Genomic DNA, 16539 nt, shown 5'->3' with positions numbered 1-16539 from the left:
GATGAAGCTGAGAAAGCTATCTCAAGTTAGGCTTGCAAAGAAAAGATTTAGGCCACCATCCATACAATTGGCACTAAATGGATAGCAAACAAGGATGGTGAGAAGATTTTCCTTTCAAGTATTGAGCCCCCTTATAGTATTTCTTGACAGAGTTAGTGAAAGGGTTTACAATTATATAAAAGAAGTAAGGAGGAAAGGAAGATGATTATTTCAACTACGGGAATTGAAGGGAAAAAAATCCTAGCCTACAAAGGAATTGTCTTTGGTGAAGTAGTTGCTGGAGTTAATATGTTCAAAGATATGGCTGCTGGCTTCCGTAATGTTTTTGGAGGTCGAGCTAGTAGTTATGAAGGTGAATTGACTCAAGCAAGAGAAGAAGCTATAGCAGAAATGATGGAGCGTGCAAGTGAACGTGGAGCAAATGCTATTATAGGTATAAAAATGGACTATGAAACTTTAGGTGCTGAAAATGGTATGCTGATGGTCACTTGTAGTGGAACAGCAGTAGTCGTTGACTCTTGATTTGAAGAAACAAAAAAGAACAGCTAGAGCTGTTCTTTTTATGATTATTTGAGACCGTATTTTTTGTTGAAACGATCCACGCGTCCATCTGCTTGAGTGAACTTTTGACGTCCAGTGTAGAATGGGTGTGAGTCTGATGAAATTTCCACACGGATCAATGGGTAAGTTTCGCCTTCGAACTCAACAGTTTCGTTAGAGCGTTTTGTTGAACCGCTAAGGAATTGGTAACCAGTAGTTGTGTCCATGAAGACAACTGGGCGATATTCTGGATGGATATCTTTTTTCATTTTGCAATATTTCCTTTCTGCCATGGTCTCTTTGCGAGCCATAGATTGTTACCATACTAGTCTAACAGATTATGCTAAGTTTGGCAAGCTTTTTATCTATTTTTTCAGTAAGTTTTTTAATTTTTGGTAGATAACTTCATTTTCCTCTAGGCTATAGGAGTTAGCACCACTTGCAAGTGGGTGACCTCCACCATCATGTTCTTTTGCAACACTATTGATTGGAACGAATTTACTGCGAAGTCGAACGCGATAGTGGCCATCTGCTTGTTCCACAAATATTCCCCAAAGGTTAACAGTATCAATACGACCTGGAGCACCAACAATGGCTGCTGTTTCTGCGTCTGTTACTTGATATGTTTTTAGAATTTCTTGAGTCAGAATGACACGCGCAACACCGTTTTCATCAACTTCTAAGTGATCATAGACATAACCTTGAAGTTTAGCAATTTTAAAGCTCATGGTGTCCATTTTACGTGCTAATTCAGCATAGTTAAAGTTATGTTCTCTTAGTTTACTAGCAATTCGAAGGGTACGAGCAGAAGTAGACGGATAAAGGAAACGGCCGGTATCGCCAATAATTCCAGCGCATAGCATTTTAGCTGCATAGTCAGATAATTCAAGATTAGTTGCTTCAGCAAAGAGAGCAATCATCTCACTGGCACTGCTCGAGTTGGTATCTACCCAAACAAGATCTCCGTATACTTCATCATTTGGATGGTGGTCAATTTTAATAATGGTTTCAGCATTGATATAACGTTTATCATCGATACGAGCAGTATTTGCTGTATCACAAATGATAGCAAGCGCCCCTTGATAATCTTTGTCTTCTACCTGATCCATCTTTGTAAGCCATGTTAGGGTCGGTTCATCATAACCGACTACCTTGATTTTTTTTTCTGGGAAATGGTGTTCCAGAAGTGCTTTGAGTCCAACCTGACTTCCTAAGGCATCAGGATCTGGTTTCATGTGACGGTGAATGATGATGGTATCGTATGCTTTAATTTTTTCTAAAATTTGATGGCAAATTTCCATAAGTGACCTCAATTCTTTCTTATTTCATTGTAGCACAAGAGTTTTTATTTTTAAAATGAAAAAGATGTGATATAATGGAGAAAGATAAATGGAGGAGGACGATATGGCATTAGCAAAAATTGTATTTGCCAGTATGACCGGTAATACCGAAGAGATTGCAGATATTGTAGCAGATAAATTGCGTGAGTTGGGCTTAGAGGTGGATGTTGATGAGTGTACAACTGTTGACGCATCTGACTTTCTTGAAGCAGATATCGCAATCGTTGCAACCTACACATACGGTGATGGAGAGTTACCAGATGAGATGATGGACTTCTACGAAGACCTAGCAGATCTTAACTTGAGTGGCAAAATCTACGGTGTGGTAGGATCAGGAGATACTTTCTACGATGAGTTCTGTAAGGCTGTTGATGACTTTGATCGTGTATTTGTAGCAACAGGAGCTGAAAAGGGATCAGAGTGCGTCAAAGTGGATCTCTCTGCAGAAGAAGAAGATATCGAACGCTTGGAACAATTTGCAGAAGAATTGGCTGCTAAAGTAGGATAAGCATGAAGTTGCACTGATGAAAGTTGTCAGTGCAGTTTTTGTTAGTTGTCCCTAGGAATGAACTAGCCCATTTAGAAGCTTTTTATAAATTGATTCAAATTAAAAAGGAGACTCTATGGATTTAGATATTATTAGACAAGAAATCGATCAAATTGATGATCAAATCGTGAAGCTCTTGGAAGAAAGAATGCATCTTGTGGAAGGCGTAGTTGCTTATAAAAAGGTTTCAGGAAAACCGATTTTGGACACTAAAAGAGAAGAAGCTATCTTTGAAAAAGTCAGAAGTCGTGTCAGCAATAAAAAATACGAAGAGACAATTGTCGCGACTTTTTCAGACATTCTCAAACGTTCGCGCGATTATCAGGATAAAAACATCAAATGAAAAAAGAACAATTTTACCCACTTGGAATCTTTCTAGCTGCCATGCTAGGAGGCCTTGTCCGTTATTTGATTTCCAAATGGTTGCCAACTAGTCCAGCTTTTCCATGGGGGACACTAGTCGTCAACTATCTAGGAATTTTCTGTTTAGTCTATCTTGTCAAAGGTTATTTGGTTTATAAGGGGAGCAGTAAGGGTCTGATTTTAGCACTTGGTACTGGCTTTTGTGGCGGTTTGACGACTTTTTCTAGCCTCATGTTAGATGCCGTAAAATTGCTGGATACAGGTTCTTATCCAAGCCTGATAATCTATCTAGTTCTGAGCATTGGTGGAGGGCTTTTATTGGCTTATTGTTTAGGGAGGAAGAAATGGTAATCATGTATTTAGCACTTGCTTGTGGCGTTGGAGCGCTTGTTCGTTATTTCCTTTCTACCCTCAATCAAGAGAGAGTTTTACCATTAGGAACACTTCTAGCAAATCTTTTAGGTTGTTTTTTAATTGGTTTATTTTACAATTATGTAGAAGATAAAGAGCTCTATGCTATCCTTGCTACAGGCTTCTGTGGAGGTCTAACCACTTTTTCAACCTTGAATGATGAACTCCAAAAACTCTTAACTGATAAGAAGATCTTTTACAGATATTTTCTCTTAACCTACTTAGGTGGTTTAGTAGCAATTTTTTTAGGAATTTTACTGTAAATTTCTTTACTTTTTCTAAGAAATTTGGTAAACTGTATCTTGTGTGTAATGGACGCACAAAAATACAGTTTATCCGCTGAGGAAGCTTCCTCAAGATTGACAAAGATAGGAGAATAAAATGAATCCATTAATCCAAAGCTTGACTGAAGGTCAACTTCGTACTGATATCCCATCATTCCGTCCTGGTGACACTGTTCGTGTACACGCGAAAGTTGTCGAAGGTAACCGTGAACGTGTTCAGATCTTTGAAGGTGTTGTTATTGCACGTAAAGGTGCTGGTATCTCAGAAAACTACACAGTTCGTAAAATCTCTAACGGTGTAGGTGTTGAACGTATCTTCCCAATCCACACTCCACGTGTTGAAAAGATCGAAGTTGTTCGTTACGGTAAAGTACGTCGTGCGAAATTGTACTACTTGCGTGCTCTTCAAGGTAAAGCAGCTCGTATCAAAGAAATCCGTCGTTAATTCGACCAAAAAACTCTGCTCATTAGGCAGAGTTTTTCTCTAGCTCCCTTAGTTCAATGGATATAACAACTCCCTCCTAAGGAGTAGTTGCAGGTTCGATCCCTGCAGGGAGCGAAACTAGCCACAAAAACACTGGATAACCAGTGTTTTTTCTTTGACCAAATTTTGAACGATTCATAAGATATCCATGGTGTGGTATAATGGACATAGAATGTTTAGGAGAAAGAAATGAAAAAAGGCTTATTTTGGCTTGTTAGTGAAACGCTAATGTTTTCGATACTTTTTGCGCTGAATAGATTTAGTTTGGGTGGTAAATGTGGAATTAAAATTTAAATATTCGAATATAGCAGTTTTTAGAATCGTTGAGTTTAAAAATAAAAAATATATCTTAGATTCTACTACTATAAAAGGTAAGTCCTATTTTTTCGGTTTACTTCCTAAAGAGGTTTCTGCTGAAATGGTTGAGTTATCTCCATCTAATGATAACTTAGTATTTTTGGAATTTTTGACCAAAGTGTGACCAAAATTTGACTAAATATTTGTTTTGATTTTGATGATTATGAGGTTAAGTAGATCATAGGAGTAAGTCTTTATAGGTATAAGTTATTTATGCTCGCTATGTTAGTTAAATAATTAATTTTTGACTGATTTATCTCTGTTTAATGTAAATTAGTTATGAGGAATATTGTCTTATTTATATACGAATATATAAAATAATGATACAATAATATTATATATAAAATTGTAGATATTAGACTGACTATAAAAAATGGAGGTAATTTATGAATAGCAAGGAATGGATTATGGAATTTGAATCTTTAAATGTATGATTACTATAACCGTTATAAAATCAATAAGAAACGTTGTGGTCGGAATTTTTGATATCTTCTAAGAGTAGTCAGAGGATTATTGATTTAATAACAGAAGTACACGAAGACATATATTTAACATCTATTATTTTACCCATCCCGAAGATTTTAGCTCAATCTTTAGCATTTTGGTAAAGTATGGAAAAAGTACAAGTAAATATATTTTATCGAAAGGAGAGATATATGAGTGAAATAGTTATTAATGCTCAGAATTTATCTAAAAATTTTTATAATTTTGATTCAAGACTCCCATTTATCAAGAGATTTTTGAAACGTAATCAAATAACGATTCGAGCTGTTCAAGATATTAGTTTTACGATTAAGAGAGGGAGTATAGTTGGCTTTATTGGGAGTAATGGAGCTGGTAAATCCACAACGATTAAAATGTTGACTGGGACTCTTTATCCTAGTTCCGGAAAATTAGAAGTGAATGGAGAAATTCCATTTAAAAGAAGTATAAATTTTAGAAAAAAAATTTCAATAGTAGTAGGAAATAAATTACAGTTATTTCAAGATGTTTCGGCTATGGATTATTTTCAATTGATTGGTACTTTATATGAGGTAGAACCGGCGATTTTACAAGAACAAATTCAGGAATTAAGCAATTTGTTGAATGTAAAAGATCAGCTTTACCAGCAGGTCCGGACCCTCTCTCTTGGACAAAAAATGAAAATGGAGTTTATCGCGGCATCTTTAACAAGTCCGGAAATATTATTTTTAGACGAGCCTACTATAGGGTTAGATATACAATCTAAAAAAGATATCAGAACATTTTTAAAGAAAATGAATGAAGAATGTCATACTACTATTATTTTAACGAGTCATGATATGGATGATATTTCGTCTGTTTGTGACGAATTAATCGTCATTGACAAAGGAAAAATTATTTTGCAGGAGTCAATGGATGTTATTTTATCTAAATTTTCTGATTTTAAATATTTAAAGATAAAAATGACATTAGATTTGGTACCAGAGTTATGCTCTGTTAAAGGAGTAGTAGTCATTTCTCAAACAAAATCGGAATGTATACTAAAAATACCTAGAGATTTTGTCTTTGAGACATTAGAATCAATCAATAAGCTTGTAGATATAGAAGATTTTGAAATATCAAATCTTTCTTTAGAAGAAATTATTTTACAAAACTATTTTACAAAAAAGGAGCACAATTGAAAAAAGAAATGTCTATTATTCTGATATCATTTCGATCTATTTTGAACTATAAATCAAGTGTACTATTGTTAATGTTACAGGCAAGTATACAAATTATGATATCAGTATTTTTATGGACGTATATATATCAGAGTAACCAGATAAATATAGCAGGATATGATTTTACCTCAATGGTTCAATACTATTTGGGGACTATAATTTTTTCATATTTTGTTTTTTATCCAGTTGATTGGGAAATCAATGACGATGTTCATTCAGGAAATTTTTTTAGCATATTAATAAAACCTGTTACTTTTTATAAGTATTATTTTTGTAAAATGCTTGGAGATAGGCTTGCTCATTTATTATTTATCATCATTCCTGTCATTTTATTCTCCAGTGTTTATTACAAGAATGAGTTATTAACCATTGAAATTCTTATTTTAGGAAGTATTGCAATTATTCTATCTATGGTTCTATGGTTTTTAATATCATGTTGTGTAGGTATGCTTTCTTTTTGGTTAGAAAATATATTTTTTGTCCTTACTGTTAAAGAAATAGTAATTCAGTTTTTATCAGGAATATTATTGCCTTTAAGTTTTTTTTCAAATAATTTTCGTCTGTTTTTAGATGTATTACCTTTTAAATACTTAGTATATGAACCGCTTCAGATGTTTAGTAATGATACATATAAATTAATAGACTATTTGAGAATTATTTGTATTCAATTGATTTGGTGCATCATTTTTTATATTATATCAAGATTCATATTGAGAAAAGGAGTGGAGCACTTCTCAAATGTGGGAGGATAAAATGTTTAGAATAAAAGTAATTTTTAGGCTACTTCATTTTGGTTTTAAATCTGATATGAATTTTCATTTTGACTTCTTTTGTGGTCTATTTTCGTCGATACTGTGGATTGGTTTACCTATTGTATTTTTTAGATTGATTTTCTTAAACATAGACTCTTTTAATGGTTGGGACTATTATCAAATTTTATTTTTGGTAGGTTCCTACACTATTGTAGATGGAGTTATGATGGGATTGTTAATTAGAAGTATGGGAATTTTAGAATCAGATATTTTGAGTGGTAACTTGGATCAAATTTTATTGAGGCCGTTTGATACTCAGTTGTTCTATATTTTTAGATCATTTAATTTAGTTCAATTCGTGAATACTTTTTTTGGTCTTGCGATCATTTTTATAAGTTATGGAAATTTAAATGTACATTTAAATTCATTAAAAATATTATTTTATATCCTTTCTTTAATGTGTGGTTGTATTATATATTATTCAATTTGGTTTCTAATAACGATTAGTTCATTTTGGTTCCCAACTAAATTTTCAAAAGTAGATGTATTTTTGAATTATATTGGAATTTCTAAGTATCCATATAATATTTTTACAGGTATTAACAGATTGATCACTATGTTATTTGTTCCCAATTTATTAATTGCCAATCCTGCAGTATTAATATTTTTAGGGAAAGATACATTGAACCTATTTTTCTATCAAATAGTTTTTACAGTTTTTTTGATTATTATCAGTCGTACAATTTTTAGAAAAGGATTGAAAAAATATGAAAGTGCAGGAAGATAAACAATGTTGTTCAGTTATATGTTTGACTAAAGGAAGTGATTCGCTGTACTTTCGGATATGAGCTTGAAGGTGGAATTGCCGGAGTGAGTTTGAAAAAAAGTAAGCGAAATTTTTGACCAAAAATTGACCAAGTAAGTTAGAAAAGCCTTTAAATCAAGGGTTTGAGTCCTGTTTTTCGATTCCTGCAGGGGGCATAGAAACTATTGATTTTGCTGGGTGTTTGAGGTGTTTCGTCCCAAATTCACCCCTAAATTACAAGAATTATATAAAGTGTTGACATAGGTTTGATAAGCAACCCCTAGAATTACTTTGGCAAATTATCATGAATTATAAAATTTGGAGTACTAATGGTCGATAAAGATTTTTCTTTTGATAAGATAGAATCTATCTTAAACGGAACTAGCAATTTTTATATTTCTTCAAATGAAGAATTGAATAAATGCTTAGATCATGTTGTTCAGTTGATTTCGGATTCATATGTTTTATATATAAATAATTCATATACCTCCTCCTCTTTTTTAGCTATTAGTGTGCTAGAAGAGGTTGGAAAAATTCAAATGGGAATATTTATTAAAGGTTCAGATTCCTATGTGAGAAAAGATAAATTAAGAGATCATAAGTCTAAACAAATTGTTGGAGCGAGCTACACTATTTGTATGGGCGAAAGGATTAAAAATGCAATTTCTAATGAAAATTTGGAAAAAATTTTTAAATTTATTTATTCTGGGGAATTGAAAGATTTAAGAGAAAAAGTAATTTATTGTGATAGAAAAAATAACAGTATTGTGACACCAAAAGATTTAATTACTCAAGAATTTGCAAGAAATCTACTTTTATTTGCGATAGAATCATTTGATGATAATCTGGTGGGATGGACAAATTACTCAATCGAGTTATCAAAGAAAACTGATTTGTTTTTTGAAATTATTGCTAATTCTAAAATGAAATAGACAAAAACCGCTCAGCAGAGCGGTTTTTGTCTATTTTTTCTACAACACCCAAGTTCGAATGGCATGAGCAACGCCTGATTCGTCATTAGATTTAGTGATGTATTTGGCAATTTTTTTGAGTTCTGGGTTTCCGTTTTCCATAACAACCGGGTTACCTACGACTTCGAGCATAGCACGGTCATTTTCTTCGTCTCCGATAGCCATGGTTTCATCCTTGCTTAGTCCAAGTTTCTCAGCTAGGTGAGTGATAGCTGAGCCTTTGTCTACATTCTTTTTAAGGAGCTCAAGGTAGAAAGGAGCAGATTTGTTGATGGAGTAGCGCTCATAAAATTCTGCAGGAATCTTTTCAATAGCGGCATCCAGAATTTCAGGCTCATCGATAAACATACATTTGACGATTTCCTTGTCAGCCATTTCTTCAGGTGTACGGTAAAAAATCGGCATGCTGACGAGGGTTGATTCGTGAACGGTATATTTTCCGATATTGCGATTGGCAGTATAGATGCCGTCCTTGGTAATAGCGTGCATATGGACGCCAAGTTTGCGGCTGAGGAATTCCATATCTAGATAATCCTCAAAAGTCAAGGATTCGCTGATAATCTCATGCCCTGTAGCTGTTTCTTGGACAAGGGCACCGTTGAAGGTCACTACATAGTCACCTTCATCTCTTAATTTCAAGTCATCTAGAAGTTTGGCAACGCCAGCGATAGGACGTCCAGTTGCAATCATAACTTTGACACCAGCTTTTTTGGCATCTTGAATAGCGGCAAATACTTCAGGAGTGATTTCCTTTTTGCTGTTGACAAGGGTTCCGTCGATATCGACAGCGATTAGTTTAATACTCATATAGTTCCTCTTTTAGTTTTTATTTGGTGTAAAATGATCGTTCTCAATTAAGTGTAAAAATTGCTGGGTGATGCTTGCAAAGATGCTGTTTTGGTCTAACATTTCTTTTGGAAAATAGAAACGATTATCTCCGTGGCGACTGCCAGCAAGGGATTGGACGATAGGAGACAGGCTAGAGAGTTCTGCTAGTTCTCCATTTTTTTGGATAATCTCAATCTGTGTCCGTGGGTTTTCTGATTCAGGGCGATAGATATCATAAGGAAGGTCAAAGTTCTTATGAATAGCTGTGTAATAGTCAGGATCAAAGCCGATATCTTCTACAAGTTTTCTCATAGATGCAAGCTGTTCTTGATCTTCTTGTGAAAAGGTGATAGATTTAAAAACCTTGCGATTGACAAAGCGTTGCGACAAGTCTGCGAGAATCTTGTCAGGACTGGTCATCCAGATCTGGAAGTAGGTATTCATCACACCATCATCCAGAGCCAGATAATCAGACAAGGTCACATTTTTTTCAAAGAAAGGCAGGAGATGTGGAGAAGTTCGTGCAAAGAAGTCCTTGTCTTCAGGATAGAGTTCCTTAGCGCGTTTGAGAAGATTTTTTAGGAGAACTTCCATGGCCCGTGTTGCTGGGTGGAAATAAACCTGCATGTACATCTGGTAGCGACTGAGGACGTAGTCTTCGATGGCGTGCATGCCATTGCGCTGAAAGGCGATACCATTTTCGACAGGGCGAATGACTCGGAGGATTCGAGTCAGGTCAAATTCTCCATAGGATGCTCCAGTAAAATAGGAGTCACGCAAGAGATAGTCCATGCGGTCTGCATCAATCTGACTAGAAATGAGTTGCACGACCTGCTTGTTAGAATAGGTGTGGTCGATGACACTGGCAACTTTTTCTGGAAAGTCTGGCGCGACTTGTAGTAGGACTTGGTGAATCTCTGTCTCAGGGCTTTGGATAATCTCTTGAGTAATGGCTTCATGGTCTGTATCAAAGAGATTTTCAAAGGTATGCGAGTAGGCACCATGTCCTAGGTCATGAAGTAGGGCTGCAGTCATGGTTAAGAGGGACTCGGAAGGATCCCATTCTTTAGGATACTTTTCCTCAAAAATCTCTGTGATACGGCGTGCAATCTCGTAAACACCTAGACAGTGAGAAAAGCGACTATGCTCTCCACCATGAAAGGTATAACTGGATGTACCCAACTGCTTGATTCGACGAAGCCGTTGAAATTCTTTGGTATTGATTAAGTCATAGATAATCTGATTATCAACATGGATATAATTGTGAACAGGGTCACGAAATACTTTTTCATTCATAAAACCATTATAGCAAAAAGCTACAGTTTTTGGTAAAATAGTAGGATAAGAGTGTAGAAAGAGGACTTGAAGTGAAGATTCGAATGAGAAATACCATCCAATTTGATGAACAATTGGAAGTGATCGACCAACTTTATGACGTTGAGTTACGTGAGAAAGGTGATTTTTCCTATCTCCTTTTTTACAATGAAGAGAAGGAAAAAGTGGTACTCAAGTTTAATGATACAGAGTTGGTGATGTCTCGATTTTCCAACCCTAAGACCATCATGCGTTTTCTGAAGGAAGCTGATAGTTTAGCCTATGTTCCTACACCAATGGGGATACAGGAGTTTATCATCCAAACAAGCCATTATCAAGTTGATCAGCAAAAGATTGAACTAGCCTATCAACTACAAAACAAAGAAGGAACTCCATTTGCGAACTATCGCTTAGAAATTACCTGGGGGTAAAAAGTGGAGGAGAAATCGGAAGTCAAAGTTTCGATTTCGAAGTTCCAAATCAACTAGCAGGTCAAAGTTTTTTGCTAATAAAAAATGAGGTTGGGATTTTTGTCCCAGCCTCTATTTGATATACAGTTCTTGATTTTTCAAGACAATTTCACGTACACTTGCAAATTTCTTCAGCTTTTTGATGTCTTCGGGATGTGTTACAAGCGTGATTACATAACCCTCTTTGCCCATACGTCCAGTACGGCCAGCGCGGTGAGTGTAGGTTTCCATATCTCTAGGAACGTCAAAGTTAACCACGCATTCCAAGCTATCAATGTCGATACCACGAGCTAGAAGGTCTGTTGCAAGAAGCAGTGTTAGTTGCTTGTCTTTGAATTTTTCTAGAATAACTTTTCTGAATTTAACGTTGACATCGCTAGCTAGTGAAACAGCTAAAACATCGCGATACTGCAATTTTTCCTCAGCGCTTCCGAGGTCTGATAAACTATTAAAGAAGACTAGGCCACGGAAATCCTCGACATGTGCCAGTTTTCTAAGCATATCTACTCGATGACGTTGGTCTACTTGCATGTAGAAGTGTTGAATGTTGTCCAACTTTTGATCAGAGAGGTCGATGGTGCGAGTGTTAGGTGCAATCTTATCTTGGTCAAATTTGGTAGTGGCACTCATGTAAATAAGTTGATGGTCACGAGGTGCGTAGTGGGTAATCTTTTCTACAAAGTGGATTTGAGAATCATCTAGCAACTGGTCAAACTCATCAAGTATAATAGTCTCCACATTCATCATCTTGATTTTTTTCAATTTGATCAGTTCAAAGATACGCCCAGGAGTTCCAATCAGAATTTCTGGGCCTTTTTTCAGTCGTTCGATTTGACGTTTCTGACTCGAACCTGACAGGAAGAGCTGAGCAGTCAAGCCGATAGCTTCACCCCAAGTTTTAGTTACCTCAAAAATCTGACCAGCCAGTTCAGTATTTGGTGCTAAAATCAATAGTTGCTGCGCTTTTTTCTTTTGGAGACGAAGAAGACTTGGTAGGAGATAAGCTAAAGTCTTACCTGTACCAGTTGGACTAACTCCAAGAAGGGTTTGACCGTCTAAAATTGGATCAAAAAGCTGAGTTTGAATGGGTGTGAATTCTTGAAAGCCGAGTTTTTCGGTTAGCTCTAGCCATTCTGTAGGTAGTTTGGTTTTCATTTTTCTGCCTCAAATCTAATGCCAGCAGTCTGGCGCATAGTGTATATTAGGTTATGGACGTGTGACGCATCCTCTAACCAAGCTTGGTAAAGTTCTAGGTTTGGCTGCTTGATCATGTTAGCAAAAGCAGCGACCTCCTCAGTCATGGTATGAGGTGCCTGCTGAATAGGTAGATATGTTTCATTACCTTGATGATCTGTAAAAATAGCTGATCGAACATGTTCAATAGTGTTGAGTGTCAAGGTTCCATCTGTTGTATATATTTCACAAGGCAGATTAGAAGTAATGTTTTTACCAGCCTTGATATGGACTTGATAACCGGGATAAGATAAGATACCATCTCCATTTAAATCAATGGTGTTGTCAAGTTGCTGAGTTTGATAGGTCGCATTAAGTGCCTTTCCAAACAAGCGAACCGCAGCATAGATCGGATAAATTCCCAAGTCCATGAGAGCCCCACCAGCAAAACGGTCTGAAAATACATTCGGAGTGTTTCCAGAAAGAAGGTCAGACATCTTAGAAGAATACTTGGCATAGTTAAAATCTGCACCTAAAACTTGCTTATCTGCTAAAAAGTTTTTAATAACGGTGAAGGCTTCCTCATGATAGTTTCTTGCTGCTTCAAAGATGAAACGGTGATTCTCCTGAGCTATTTCAACTAAATCCTGCCATTCTTGGGGTTGAGTCACCGCTGGTTTTTCAAGGATAACATGTTTGCCAGCAGATAAAGCGGCCTTGGCTTGAGTAAAGTGCAGAGAATTTGGACTTGCGATATAGATAACATCAAATTCAGATTGGAAGAAATCCTCTAAATTATCAAATAGACTAACATCTGAATAGGAACTAGCAAATTGCTGAGCAGTCGTGAGCTTTCTTGAATAAACAGCCACTAACTGGAATTCCTGACTAGCATGAGCAGCTTCTATAAAGTGGTGACTGATTGCACCAGTGCCGATAATACCAAGTTTAAGCATGAAATCTCCTTTTCTACAAGTAATGACTGCTTTCATTATATCACAGATAGACTAAACTAGCCAAAGGGAGACAATTCTTTTATTTGACACTTCGAATTTTCCTCAAAAAATGGTACAATAGATTCAGAAAAAATAGGAGTGTAGTATGAGATTATTACCTATGAGAAAAATTTCTCGTCATTCAAAAAGATTGGCGCTTTTTTTGACTTTTTGTGCGGGTTATGTAGATGCCTATACCTTTATCATACGTGGGAATACTCTAGTTGCAGGCCAAACGGGGAATGTCGTTTTCCTTTCCGTTGGTCTCATTCAGGACAATGTTTCAGATGCCAGCGCCAAGGTAATGACCTTGATTTCCTTCATGGTGGGTGTCTTCCTCTTGACAGTCTATAAAGAAAAGTTGAGGATTGTAAGAAAACCAATTTTATCCCTTGTTCCACTAGCAATTTTATCTTTGATTATAGGATTTGTTCCCTTGACGGTTGATAATATATACATAGTACCACCGTTAGCATTTTGTATGGGTCTGGTTACAACAGCATTCGGTGAAGTTTCAGGAATTGCATACAACAATGCTTTTATGACTGGAAATATCAAACGAACCATGTTAGCATTTGGTGAATATGTTCGCACAAAACATACACCTTTTTTAAGAGAAGGTCTCATCTTTGTTAGCTTGCTGTCGAGTTTTGTACTTGGGGTTGTTGTATCAGCTTATCTGAGTATTTTTTATGAAGAAAAAACAATTTTAGGGATTCCAATCATGATGAGTATTTTTTATTTAAGTATGCTTTTTGCATCTTGGAGGAAAAAAATAAGAGAAAAAGTTTAAATTCGATGATAAATACTTGTCAAGAACTAGGAATCATGCTATACTTGAAGAGTTGACTATGCACGATCCTGTGCAACCGCACGAACATCGTTGCTCGTCGTATAACAAATTTAAACTTCGTCATTATCGCCTTGCCTAACATAAGTTATGTCTTCGGCTCAATTCCTAGTTTATTCTTTGTTATACTTAGAGCTCTTCTTTTAAGTGGTTCGTCCCACGATGCTAGGCGAGTCTTCACAAAAAATATGGGGAAACCCCAAAAAATCATAGGAGGTGCATAATGAGCACATACGCAATTATCAAAACTGGCGGAAAACAAGTTAAAGTTGAAGTTGGTCAAGCAATCTACGTTGAAAAATTGAACGTTGAAGCTGGTCAAGAAGTTACTTTTAACGAAGTTGTTCTTGTTGGTGGTGAAAACACTGTTGTCGGAACTCCACTTGTTGCTGGAGCTACTGTAGTTGGAACTGTTGAAAAACAAGGAAAACAAAAGAAAGTTGTTACTTACAAGTACAAACCTAAAAAAGGTAGCCACCGTAAACAAGGTCACCGTCAACCATATACAAAAGTTGTCATCAACGCAATCAACGCTTAATTTTAAGGAGAACACATGATACAAGCAGTCTTTGAGAGAGCCGAAGATGGCGAGCTGAGGAGTGCGGAAATTACTGGACACGCCGAGAGTGGCGAATACGGCTTTGATGTCGTGTGTGCATCGGTTTCTACGCTTGCCATTAACTTTATCAATTCGATTGAGAAATTTGCAGGCTATGAACCAATCTTAGAATTAAACGAAGATGAAGGTGGCTATCTGATGGTTGAAATTCCTAGAGACCTTCCTTCACACCAGAGAGAAATGACGCAGTTATTTTTTGAATCATTTTTCTTAGGTATGGCAACCTTATCGGAGGACTCTTCTGAGTTCGTCCAAACCAGAGTTATCACAGAAAACTAACACGGAGGAAAACATTATGTTAAAAATGACTCTTAACAACTTGCAACTTTTCGCCCACAAAAAAGGTGGAGGTTCTACATCAAACGGACGCGATTCACAAGCAAAACGTCTTGGAGCTAAAGCAGCTGACGGACAAACTGTAACAGGTGGATCAATCCTTTACCGTCAACGTGGTACACACATCTATCCAGGTGTAAACGTTGGACGTGGTGGAGACGATACTTTGTTCGCTAAAGTTGAAGGCGTAGTACGCTTTGAACGTAAAGGTCGCGATAAAAAACAAGTTTCTGTTTACCCAATCGCAAAATAATCGCTCTAAGTAGCATTAAATAAGGCTTTCCGAGTTTTCGGAGAGCCTATTTTTTTATCCAAAAAGAATATAAGAAATTAAAACCCTGTTCATTCGTATTTTATATATAAAACAAAGTATGAAAGCGCATCTCAATTTTAAGACTTTTTGGTAAATTAAGAGTATAATCAAAGTGTGTTACCTTTTTATAAGATAACAAGCTAATATAATAAAGTTTAGCTTGCATATTTTTAAAATTTTATTTCAAGGAGGAATAATGGAAAAGTATTTTGGTGAAAAACAGCAGCGTTTTTCATTTAGAAAATTATCAGTAGGACTTGTATCTGCAACGATTTCAAGTTTATTTTTTATGTCTGTATTAGCTAGCTCATCTGTAGAGGCTCAAGAGACTAAAGGTGTTCACTATAAATATGTGACAGAGTCAGAGCTATCATCAGAAGAAAAGAAGCATCTTGTCTATGACATTCCGACATACATGGAGAATGATGATGAGACTTATTATCTTGTTTATAAATTAAATTCCCAAAATCAACTGGGAGACTTACCAAATACTGGAAGTAAGAATGATATGCAAACCCTAGTTGCTGGTGCTAGCTTAGCGGCTCTGGGGATTTTAATTTTTGCCGTTTCTAAGAAAAAAGTTAAGAATAAAACAGTATTACATTTAGTATTGGTTGCAGGGATAGGAAATGGTGTCTTAGTTTCAGCTCATGCTTTAGAAAATAATCTTTTGCTAAATTACAATACTGACTATGAATTAACCTCAGGAGAAAAATTACCTCTTCCTAAAGACATTTCTGGTTACACATATATCGGATATATCAAAGAGGAAAACATAACTTCTGAGTCTATAGTAAATAATCAAGAAAAATCAGCAGCCACTCCTACAAAACAACAAAAGGTGGATTATAATGTTACACCGAATTTTGTAGAGAATCCATCAACAGTACAAGCTATTCAGGAACAAACACCTGTTTCTTCAACTAAGCCGACAGAAGTTCAAGTAGTTGAAAAACCTCTTTCTACAGAATTAACCAATCCAACAAAAAAAGAGAAACAATCTTCAGATTCTCAAGAACAATTAGCCAAACATAAGGATGTACAAGCTGGAACTCTGGTAACCGACAAGGGGGAGCCAGCGATCCAGCCAGAGTTACCAGAAGCA

23 protein-coding genes, 1 tRNA gene and 1 other annotated feature are annotated in these 16539 nt (G+C 36.1%); of the genes, 18 read left to right on the top strand and 6 right to left on the bottom strand.

Annotated features, from left to right (window positions below; all coding sequences use genetic code 11):
* Positions 1-201 precede the first annotated feature (201 nt).
* The gene (locus HMPREF2728_RS08810) at positions 202-522 is read left to right on the top strand and encodes a heavy metal-binding domain-containing protein (RefSeq protein WP_000587311.1); all 321 of its coding nucleotides are present in this window, start codon (positions 202-204) and stop codon (positions 520-522) included.
* Positions 523-566: 44 nt separating this feature from the next.
* On the opposite strand, the gene HMPREF2728_RS08805 is transcribed toward HMPREF2728_RS08810, so the two are convergent.
* Both HMPREF2728_RS08805 and HMPREF2728_RS08800 read right to left on the bottom strand, forming a co-directional pair.
* On the bottom strand, positions 567-809 hold the full coding sequence (locus HMPREF2728_RS08805) for a type B 50S ribosomal protein L31 (protein WP_000710764.1): 243 nt from the start codon (positions 807-809) through the stop codon (positions 567-569).
* A 96-nt stretch (positions 810-905) separates the two neighbouring features.
* A complete protein-coding gene (locus tag HMPREF2728_RS08800; RefSeq protein ID WP_075227676.1) occupies positions 906-1841 on the bottom strand; it encodes a DHH family phosphoesterase in 936 nt (311 codons plus the stop codon).
* A gap of 103 nt (positions 1842-1944) precedes the next feature.
* Between HMPREF2728_RS08800 and HMPREF2728_RS08795 the strand changes: the two genes are divergently transcribed.
* The 11 genes from HMPREF2728_RS08795 (at position 1945) to HMPREF2728_RS08745 (ending at position 8497) form a co-directional block, all read left to right on the top strand.
* A complete protein-coding gene (locus HMPREF2728_RS08795) occupies positions 1945-2388 on the top strand; it encodes a flavodoxin (protein WP_001162134.1) in 444 nt (147 codons plus the stop codon).
* 115 nt (positions 2389-2503) lie between these two features.
* Positions 2504-2770, top strand: coding sequence for a chorismate mutase (locus HMPREF2728_RS08790; RefSeq protein WP_075227675.1), 267 nt, complete (start codon positions 2504-2506; stop codon positions 2768-2770).
* Positions 2767-3141: a fluoride efflux transporter CrcB gene (crcB, locus tag HMPREF2728_RS08785; RefSeq protein WP_060955841.1), complete on the top strand. Its 375-nt coding sequence runs from the start codon at positions 2767-2769 to the stop codon at positions 3139-3141. The genes HMPREF2728_RS08790 and crcB (HMPREF2728_RS08785) overlap by 4 nt, the downstream gene beginning before the upstream one ends.
* Positions 3135-3464, top strand: a complete 330-nt coding sequence (gene crcB, locus HMPREF2728_RS08780) for a fluoride efflux transporter CrcB (protein WP_045763448.1) — start codon at positions 3135-3137, stop codon at positions 3462-3464. The genes crcB (HMPREF2728_RS08785) and crcB (HMPREF2728_RS08780) overlap by 7 nt, the downstream gene beginning before the upstream one ends.
* A 118-nt stretch (positions 3465-3582) precedes the next feature.
* Complete coding sequence (gene rplS / locus HMPREF2728_RS08775) at positions 3583-3930, top strand: 50S ribosomal protein L19 (protein WP_001068670.1); 348 nt, start codon at positions 3583-3585, stop codon at positions 3928-3930.
* Between the two features lie 42 nt (positions 3931-3972).
* Positions 3973-4044: transfer RNA gene (locus HMPREF2728_RS08770), tRNA-Arg, on the top strand.
* 202 nt (positions 4045-4246) lie between these two features.
* On the top strand, positions 4247-4450 hold the full coding sequence (locus tag HMPREF2728_RS08765; protein WP_075227674.1) for a DUF443 domain-containing protein: 204 nt from the start codon (positions 4247-4249) through the stop codon (positions 4448-4450).
* A 532-nt stretch (positions 4451-4982) separates the two neighbouring features.
* Positions 4983-5969, top strand: a complete 987-nt coding sequence (locus HMPREF2728_RS08760; RefSeq protein ID WP_075227673.1) for an ABC transporter ATP-binding protein — start codon at positions 4983-4985, stop codon at positions 5967-5969.
* A complete protein-coding gene (locus tag HMPREF2728_RS08755; protein ID WP_003013825.1) occupies positions 5966-6760 on the top strand; it encodes an ABC transporter permease in 795 nt (264 codons plus the stop codon). The genes HMPREF2728_RS08760 and HMPREF2728_RS08755 overlap by 4 nt, the downstream gene beginning before the upstream one ends.
* Before the next feature lies 1 nt (position 6761).
* Positions 6762-7547, top strand: coding sequence for an ABC transporter permease (locus HMPREF2728_RS08750; protein WP_003013947.1), 786 nt, complete (start codon positions 6762-6764; stop codon positions 7545-7547).
* Positions 7548-7894: 347 nt separating this feature from the next.
* Positions 7895-8497: an AbiV family abortive infection protein gene (locus tag HMPREF2728_RS08745; protein WP_075227672.1), complete on the top strand. Its 603-nt coding sequence runs from the start codon at positions 7895-7897 to the stop codon at positions 8495-8497.
* A gap of 39 nt (positions 8498-8536) precedes the next feature.
* Here HMPREF2728_RS08745 and yidA read toward each other — a convergent pair whose 3' ends face one another.
* Complete coding sequence (gene yidA, locus HMPREF2728_RS08740; protein ID WP_060955827.1) at positions 8537-9343, bottom strand: sugar-phosphatase; 807 nt, start codon at positions 9341-9343, stop codon at positions 8537-8539.
* A gap of 12 nt (positions 9344-9355) precedes the next feature.
* Positions 9356-10660 (bottom strand): HD domain-containing protein, encoded by a 1305-nt coding sequence (locus HMPREF2728_RS08735; protein WP_060955826.1) that lies wholly within the window; start codon positions 10658-10660, stop codon positions 9356-9358.
* Positions 10661-10731: 71 nt separating this feature from the next.
* On the opposite strand from HMPREF2728_RS08735, the gene HMPREF2728_RS08730 reads away from it, so the two are divergent.
* A complete protein-coding gene (locus tag HMPREF2728_RS08730; protein ID WP_148130305.1) occupies positions 10732-11109 on the top strand; it encodes a YwiB family protein in 378 nt (125 codons plus the stop codon).
* Positions 11110-11220: 111 nt separating this feature from the next.
* On the opposite strand, the gene HMPREF2728_RS08725 is transcribed toward HMPREF2728_RS08730, so the two are convergent.
* Positions 11221-12303 carry a DEAD/DEAH box helicase gene (locus tag HMPREF2728_RS08725; RefSeq protein WP_060955825.1) on the bottom strand — a complete coding sequence of 361 codons (1083 nt, stop codon included), beginning with the start codon at positions 12301-12303 and terminating at the stop codon, positions 11221-11223.
* Positions 12300-13277, bottom strand: coding sequence for a Gfo/Idh/MocA family protein (locus HMPREF2728_RS08720; RefSeq protein ID WP_045763443.1), 978 nt, complete (start codon positions 13275-13277; stop codon positions 12300-12302). Before HMPREF2728_RS08720 ends, HMPREF2728_RS08725 begins: the two co-directional genes overlap by 4 nt.
* A gap of 145 nt (positions 13278-13422) precedes the next feature.
* Here HMPREF2728_RS08720 and HMPREF2728_RS08715 point away from each other — a divergent pair, with 145 nt between their 5' ends.
* The 5 genes from HMPREF2728_RS08715 to HMPREF2728_RS10995 all read left to right on the top strand — a co-directional run.
* Positions 13423-14109, top strand: coding sequence for a YoaK family protein (locus tag HMPREF2728_RS08715; protein WP_045763442.1), 687 nt, complete (start codon positions 13423-13425; stop codon positions 14107-14109).
* 64 nt (positions 14110-14173) lie between these two features.
* Positions 14174-14353, top strand: a sequence feature (ribosomal protein L21 leader region).
* 36 nt (positions 14354-14389) lie between these two features.
* Complete coding sequence (rplU, locus tag HMPREF2728_RS08710) at positions 14390-14704, top strand: 50S ribosomal protein L21 (RefSeq protein ID WP_000109137.1); 315 nt, start codon at positions 14390-14392, stop codon at positions 14702-14704.
* A 15-nt stretch (positions 14705-14719) separates the two neighbouring features.
* A complete protein-coding gene (locus HMPREF2728_RS08705; RefSeq protein ID WP_000613695.1) occupies positions 14720-15064 on the top strand; it encodes a ribosomal-processing cysteine protease Prp in 345 nt (114 codons plus the stop codon).
* Positions 15065-15080: 16 nt separating this feature from the next.
* Positions 15081-15374: a 50S ribosomal protein L27 gene (gene rpmA / locus HMPREF2728_RS08700; RefSeq protein WP_000916509.1), complete on the top strand. Its 294-nt coding sequence runs from the start codon at positions 15081-15083 to the stop codon at positions 15372-15374.
* A 256-nt stretch (positions 15375-15630) separates the two neighbouring features.
* A partial coding sequence (locus HMPREF2728_RS10995; RefSeq protein ID WP_261674125.1) for a YSIRK-type signal peptide-containing protein occupies positions 15631-16539 on the top strand: 909 nt, incomplete at its 3' end.

It is taken from the genome of Streptococcus sp. HMSC061D10, assembly GCF_001808865.1.
GTDB lineage: Bacteria > Bacillota > Bacilli > Lactobacillales > Streptococcaceae > Streptococcus.
The sequence above is the reverse complement of the archived record's forward strand: the minus strand, read 5'-3'. Positions and strand labels throughout refer to the sequence as shown.

What these genes read in the sequence shown, in the direction of transcription:
- HMPREF2728_RS08810 (WP_000587311.1), top strand. Translation starts at nt 202, where the DNA reads ATGATTATTTCAACTACGGGAATTGAAGGGAAAAAAATCCTAGCCTAC.
- HMPREF2728_RS08805 (WP_000710764.1), bottom strand. Translation starts at nt 809, where the DNA reads ATGAAAAAAGATATCCATCCAGAATATCGCCCAGTTGTCTTCATGGAC.
- HMPREF2728_RS08800 (WP_075227676.1), bottom strand. Translation starts at nt 1,841, where the DNA reads ATGGAAATTTGCCATCAAATTTTAGAAAAAATTAAAGCATACGATACC.
- HMPREF2728_RS08795 (WP_001162134.1), top strand. Translation starts at nt 1,945, where the DNA reads ATGGCATTAGCAAAAATTGTATTTGCCAGTATGACCGGTAATACCGAA.
- HMPREF2728_RS08790 (WP_075227675.1), top strand. Translation starts at nt 2,504, where the DNA reads ATGGATTTAGATATTATTAGACAAGAAATCGATCAAATTGATGATCAA.
- crcB (WP_060955841.1), top strand. Translation starts at nt 2,767, where the DNA reads ATGAAAAAAGAACAATTTTACCCACTTGGAATCTTTCTAGCTGCCATG.
- crcB (WP_045763448.1), top strand. Translation starts at nt 3,135, where the DNA reads ATGGTAATCATGTATTTAGCACTTGCTTGTGGCGTTGGAGCGCTTGTT.
- rplS (WP_001068670.1), top strand. Translation starts at nt 3,583, where the DNA reads ATGAATCCATTAATCCAAAGCTTGACTGAAGGTCAACTTCGTACTGAT.
- HMPREF2728_RS08760 (WP_075227673.1), top strand. Translation starts at nt 4,983, where the DNA reads ATGAGTGAAATAGTTATTAATGCTCAGAATTTATCTAAAAATTTTTAT.
- HMPREF2728_RS08750 (WP_003013947.1), top strand. Translation starts at nt 6,762, where the DNA reads ATGTTTAGAATAAAAGTAATTTTTAGGCTACTTCATTTTGGTTTTAAA.
- HMPREF2728_RS08745 (WP_075227672.1), top strand. Translation starts at nt 7,895, where the DNA reads ATGGTCGATAAAGATTTTTCTTTTGATAAGATAGAATCTATCTTAAAC.
- yidA (WP_060955827.1), bottom strand. Translation starts at nt 9,343, where the DNA reads ATGAGTATTAAACTAATCGCTGTCGATATCGACGGAACCCTTGTCAAC.
- HMPREF2728_RS08735 (WP_060955826.1), bottom strand. Translation starts at nt 10,660, where the DNA reads ATGAATGAAAAAGTATTTCGTGACCCTGTTCACAATTATATCCATGTT.
- HMPREF2728_RS08725 (WP_060955825.1), bottom strand. Translation starts at nt 12,303, where the DNA reads ATGAAAACCAAACTACCTACAGAATGGCTAGAGCTAACCGAAAAACTC.
- HMPREF2728_RS08720 (WP_045763443.1), bottom strand. Translation starts at nt 13,277, where the DNA reads ATGCTTAAACTTGGTATTATCGGCACTGGTGCAATCAGTCACCACTTT.
- HMPREF2728_RS08715 (WP_045763442.1), top strand. Translation starts at nt 13,423, where the DNA reads ATGAGATTATTACCTATGAGAAAAATTTCTCGTCATTCAAAAAGATTG.
- rplU (WP_000109137.1), top strand. Translation starts at nt 14,390, where the DNA reads ATGAGCACATACGCAATTATCAAAACTGGCGGAAAACAAGTTAAAGTT.
- HMPREF2728_RS08705 (WP_000613695.1), top strand. Translation starts at nt 14,720, where the DNA reads ATGATACAAGCAGTCTTTGAGAGAGCCGAAGATGGCGAGCTGAGGAGT.
- rpmA (WP_000916509.1), top strand. Translation starts at nt 15,081, where the DNA reads ATGTTAAAAATGACTCTTAACAACTTGCAACTTTTCGCCCACAAAAAA.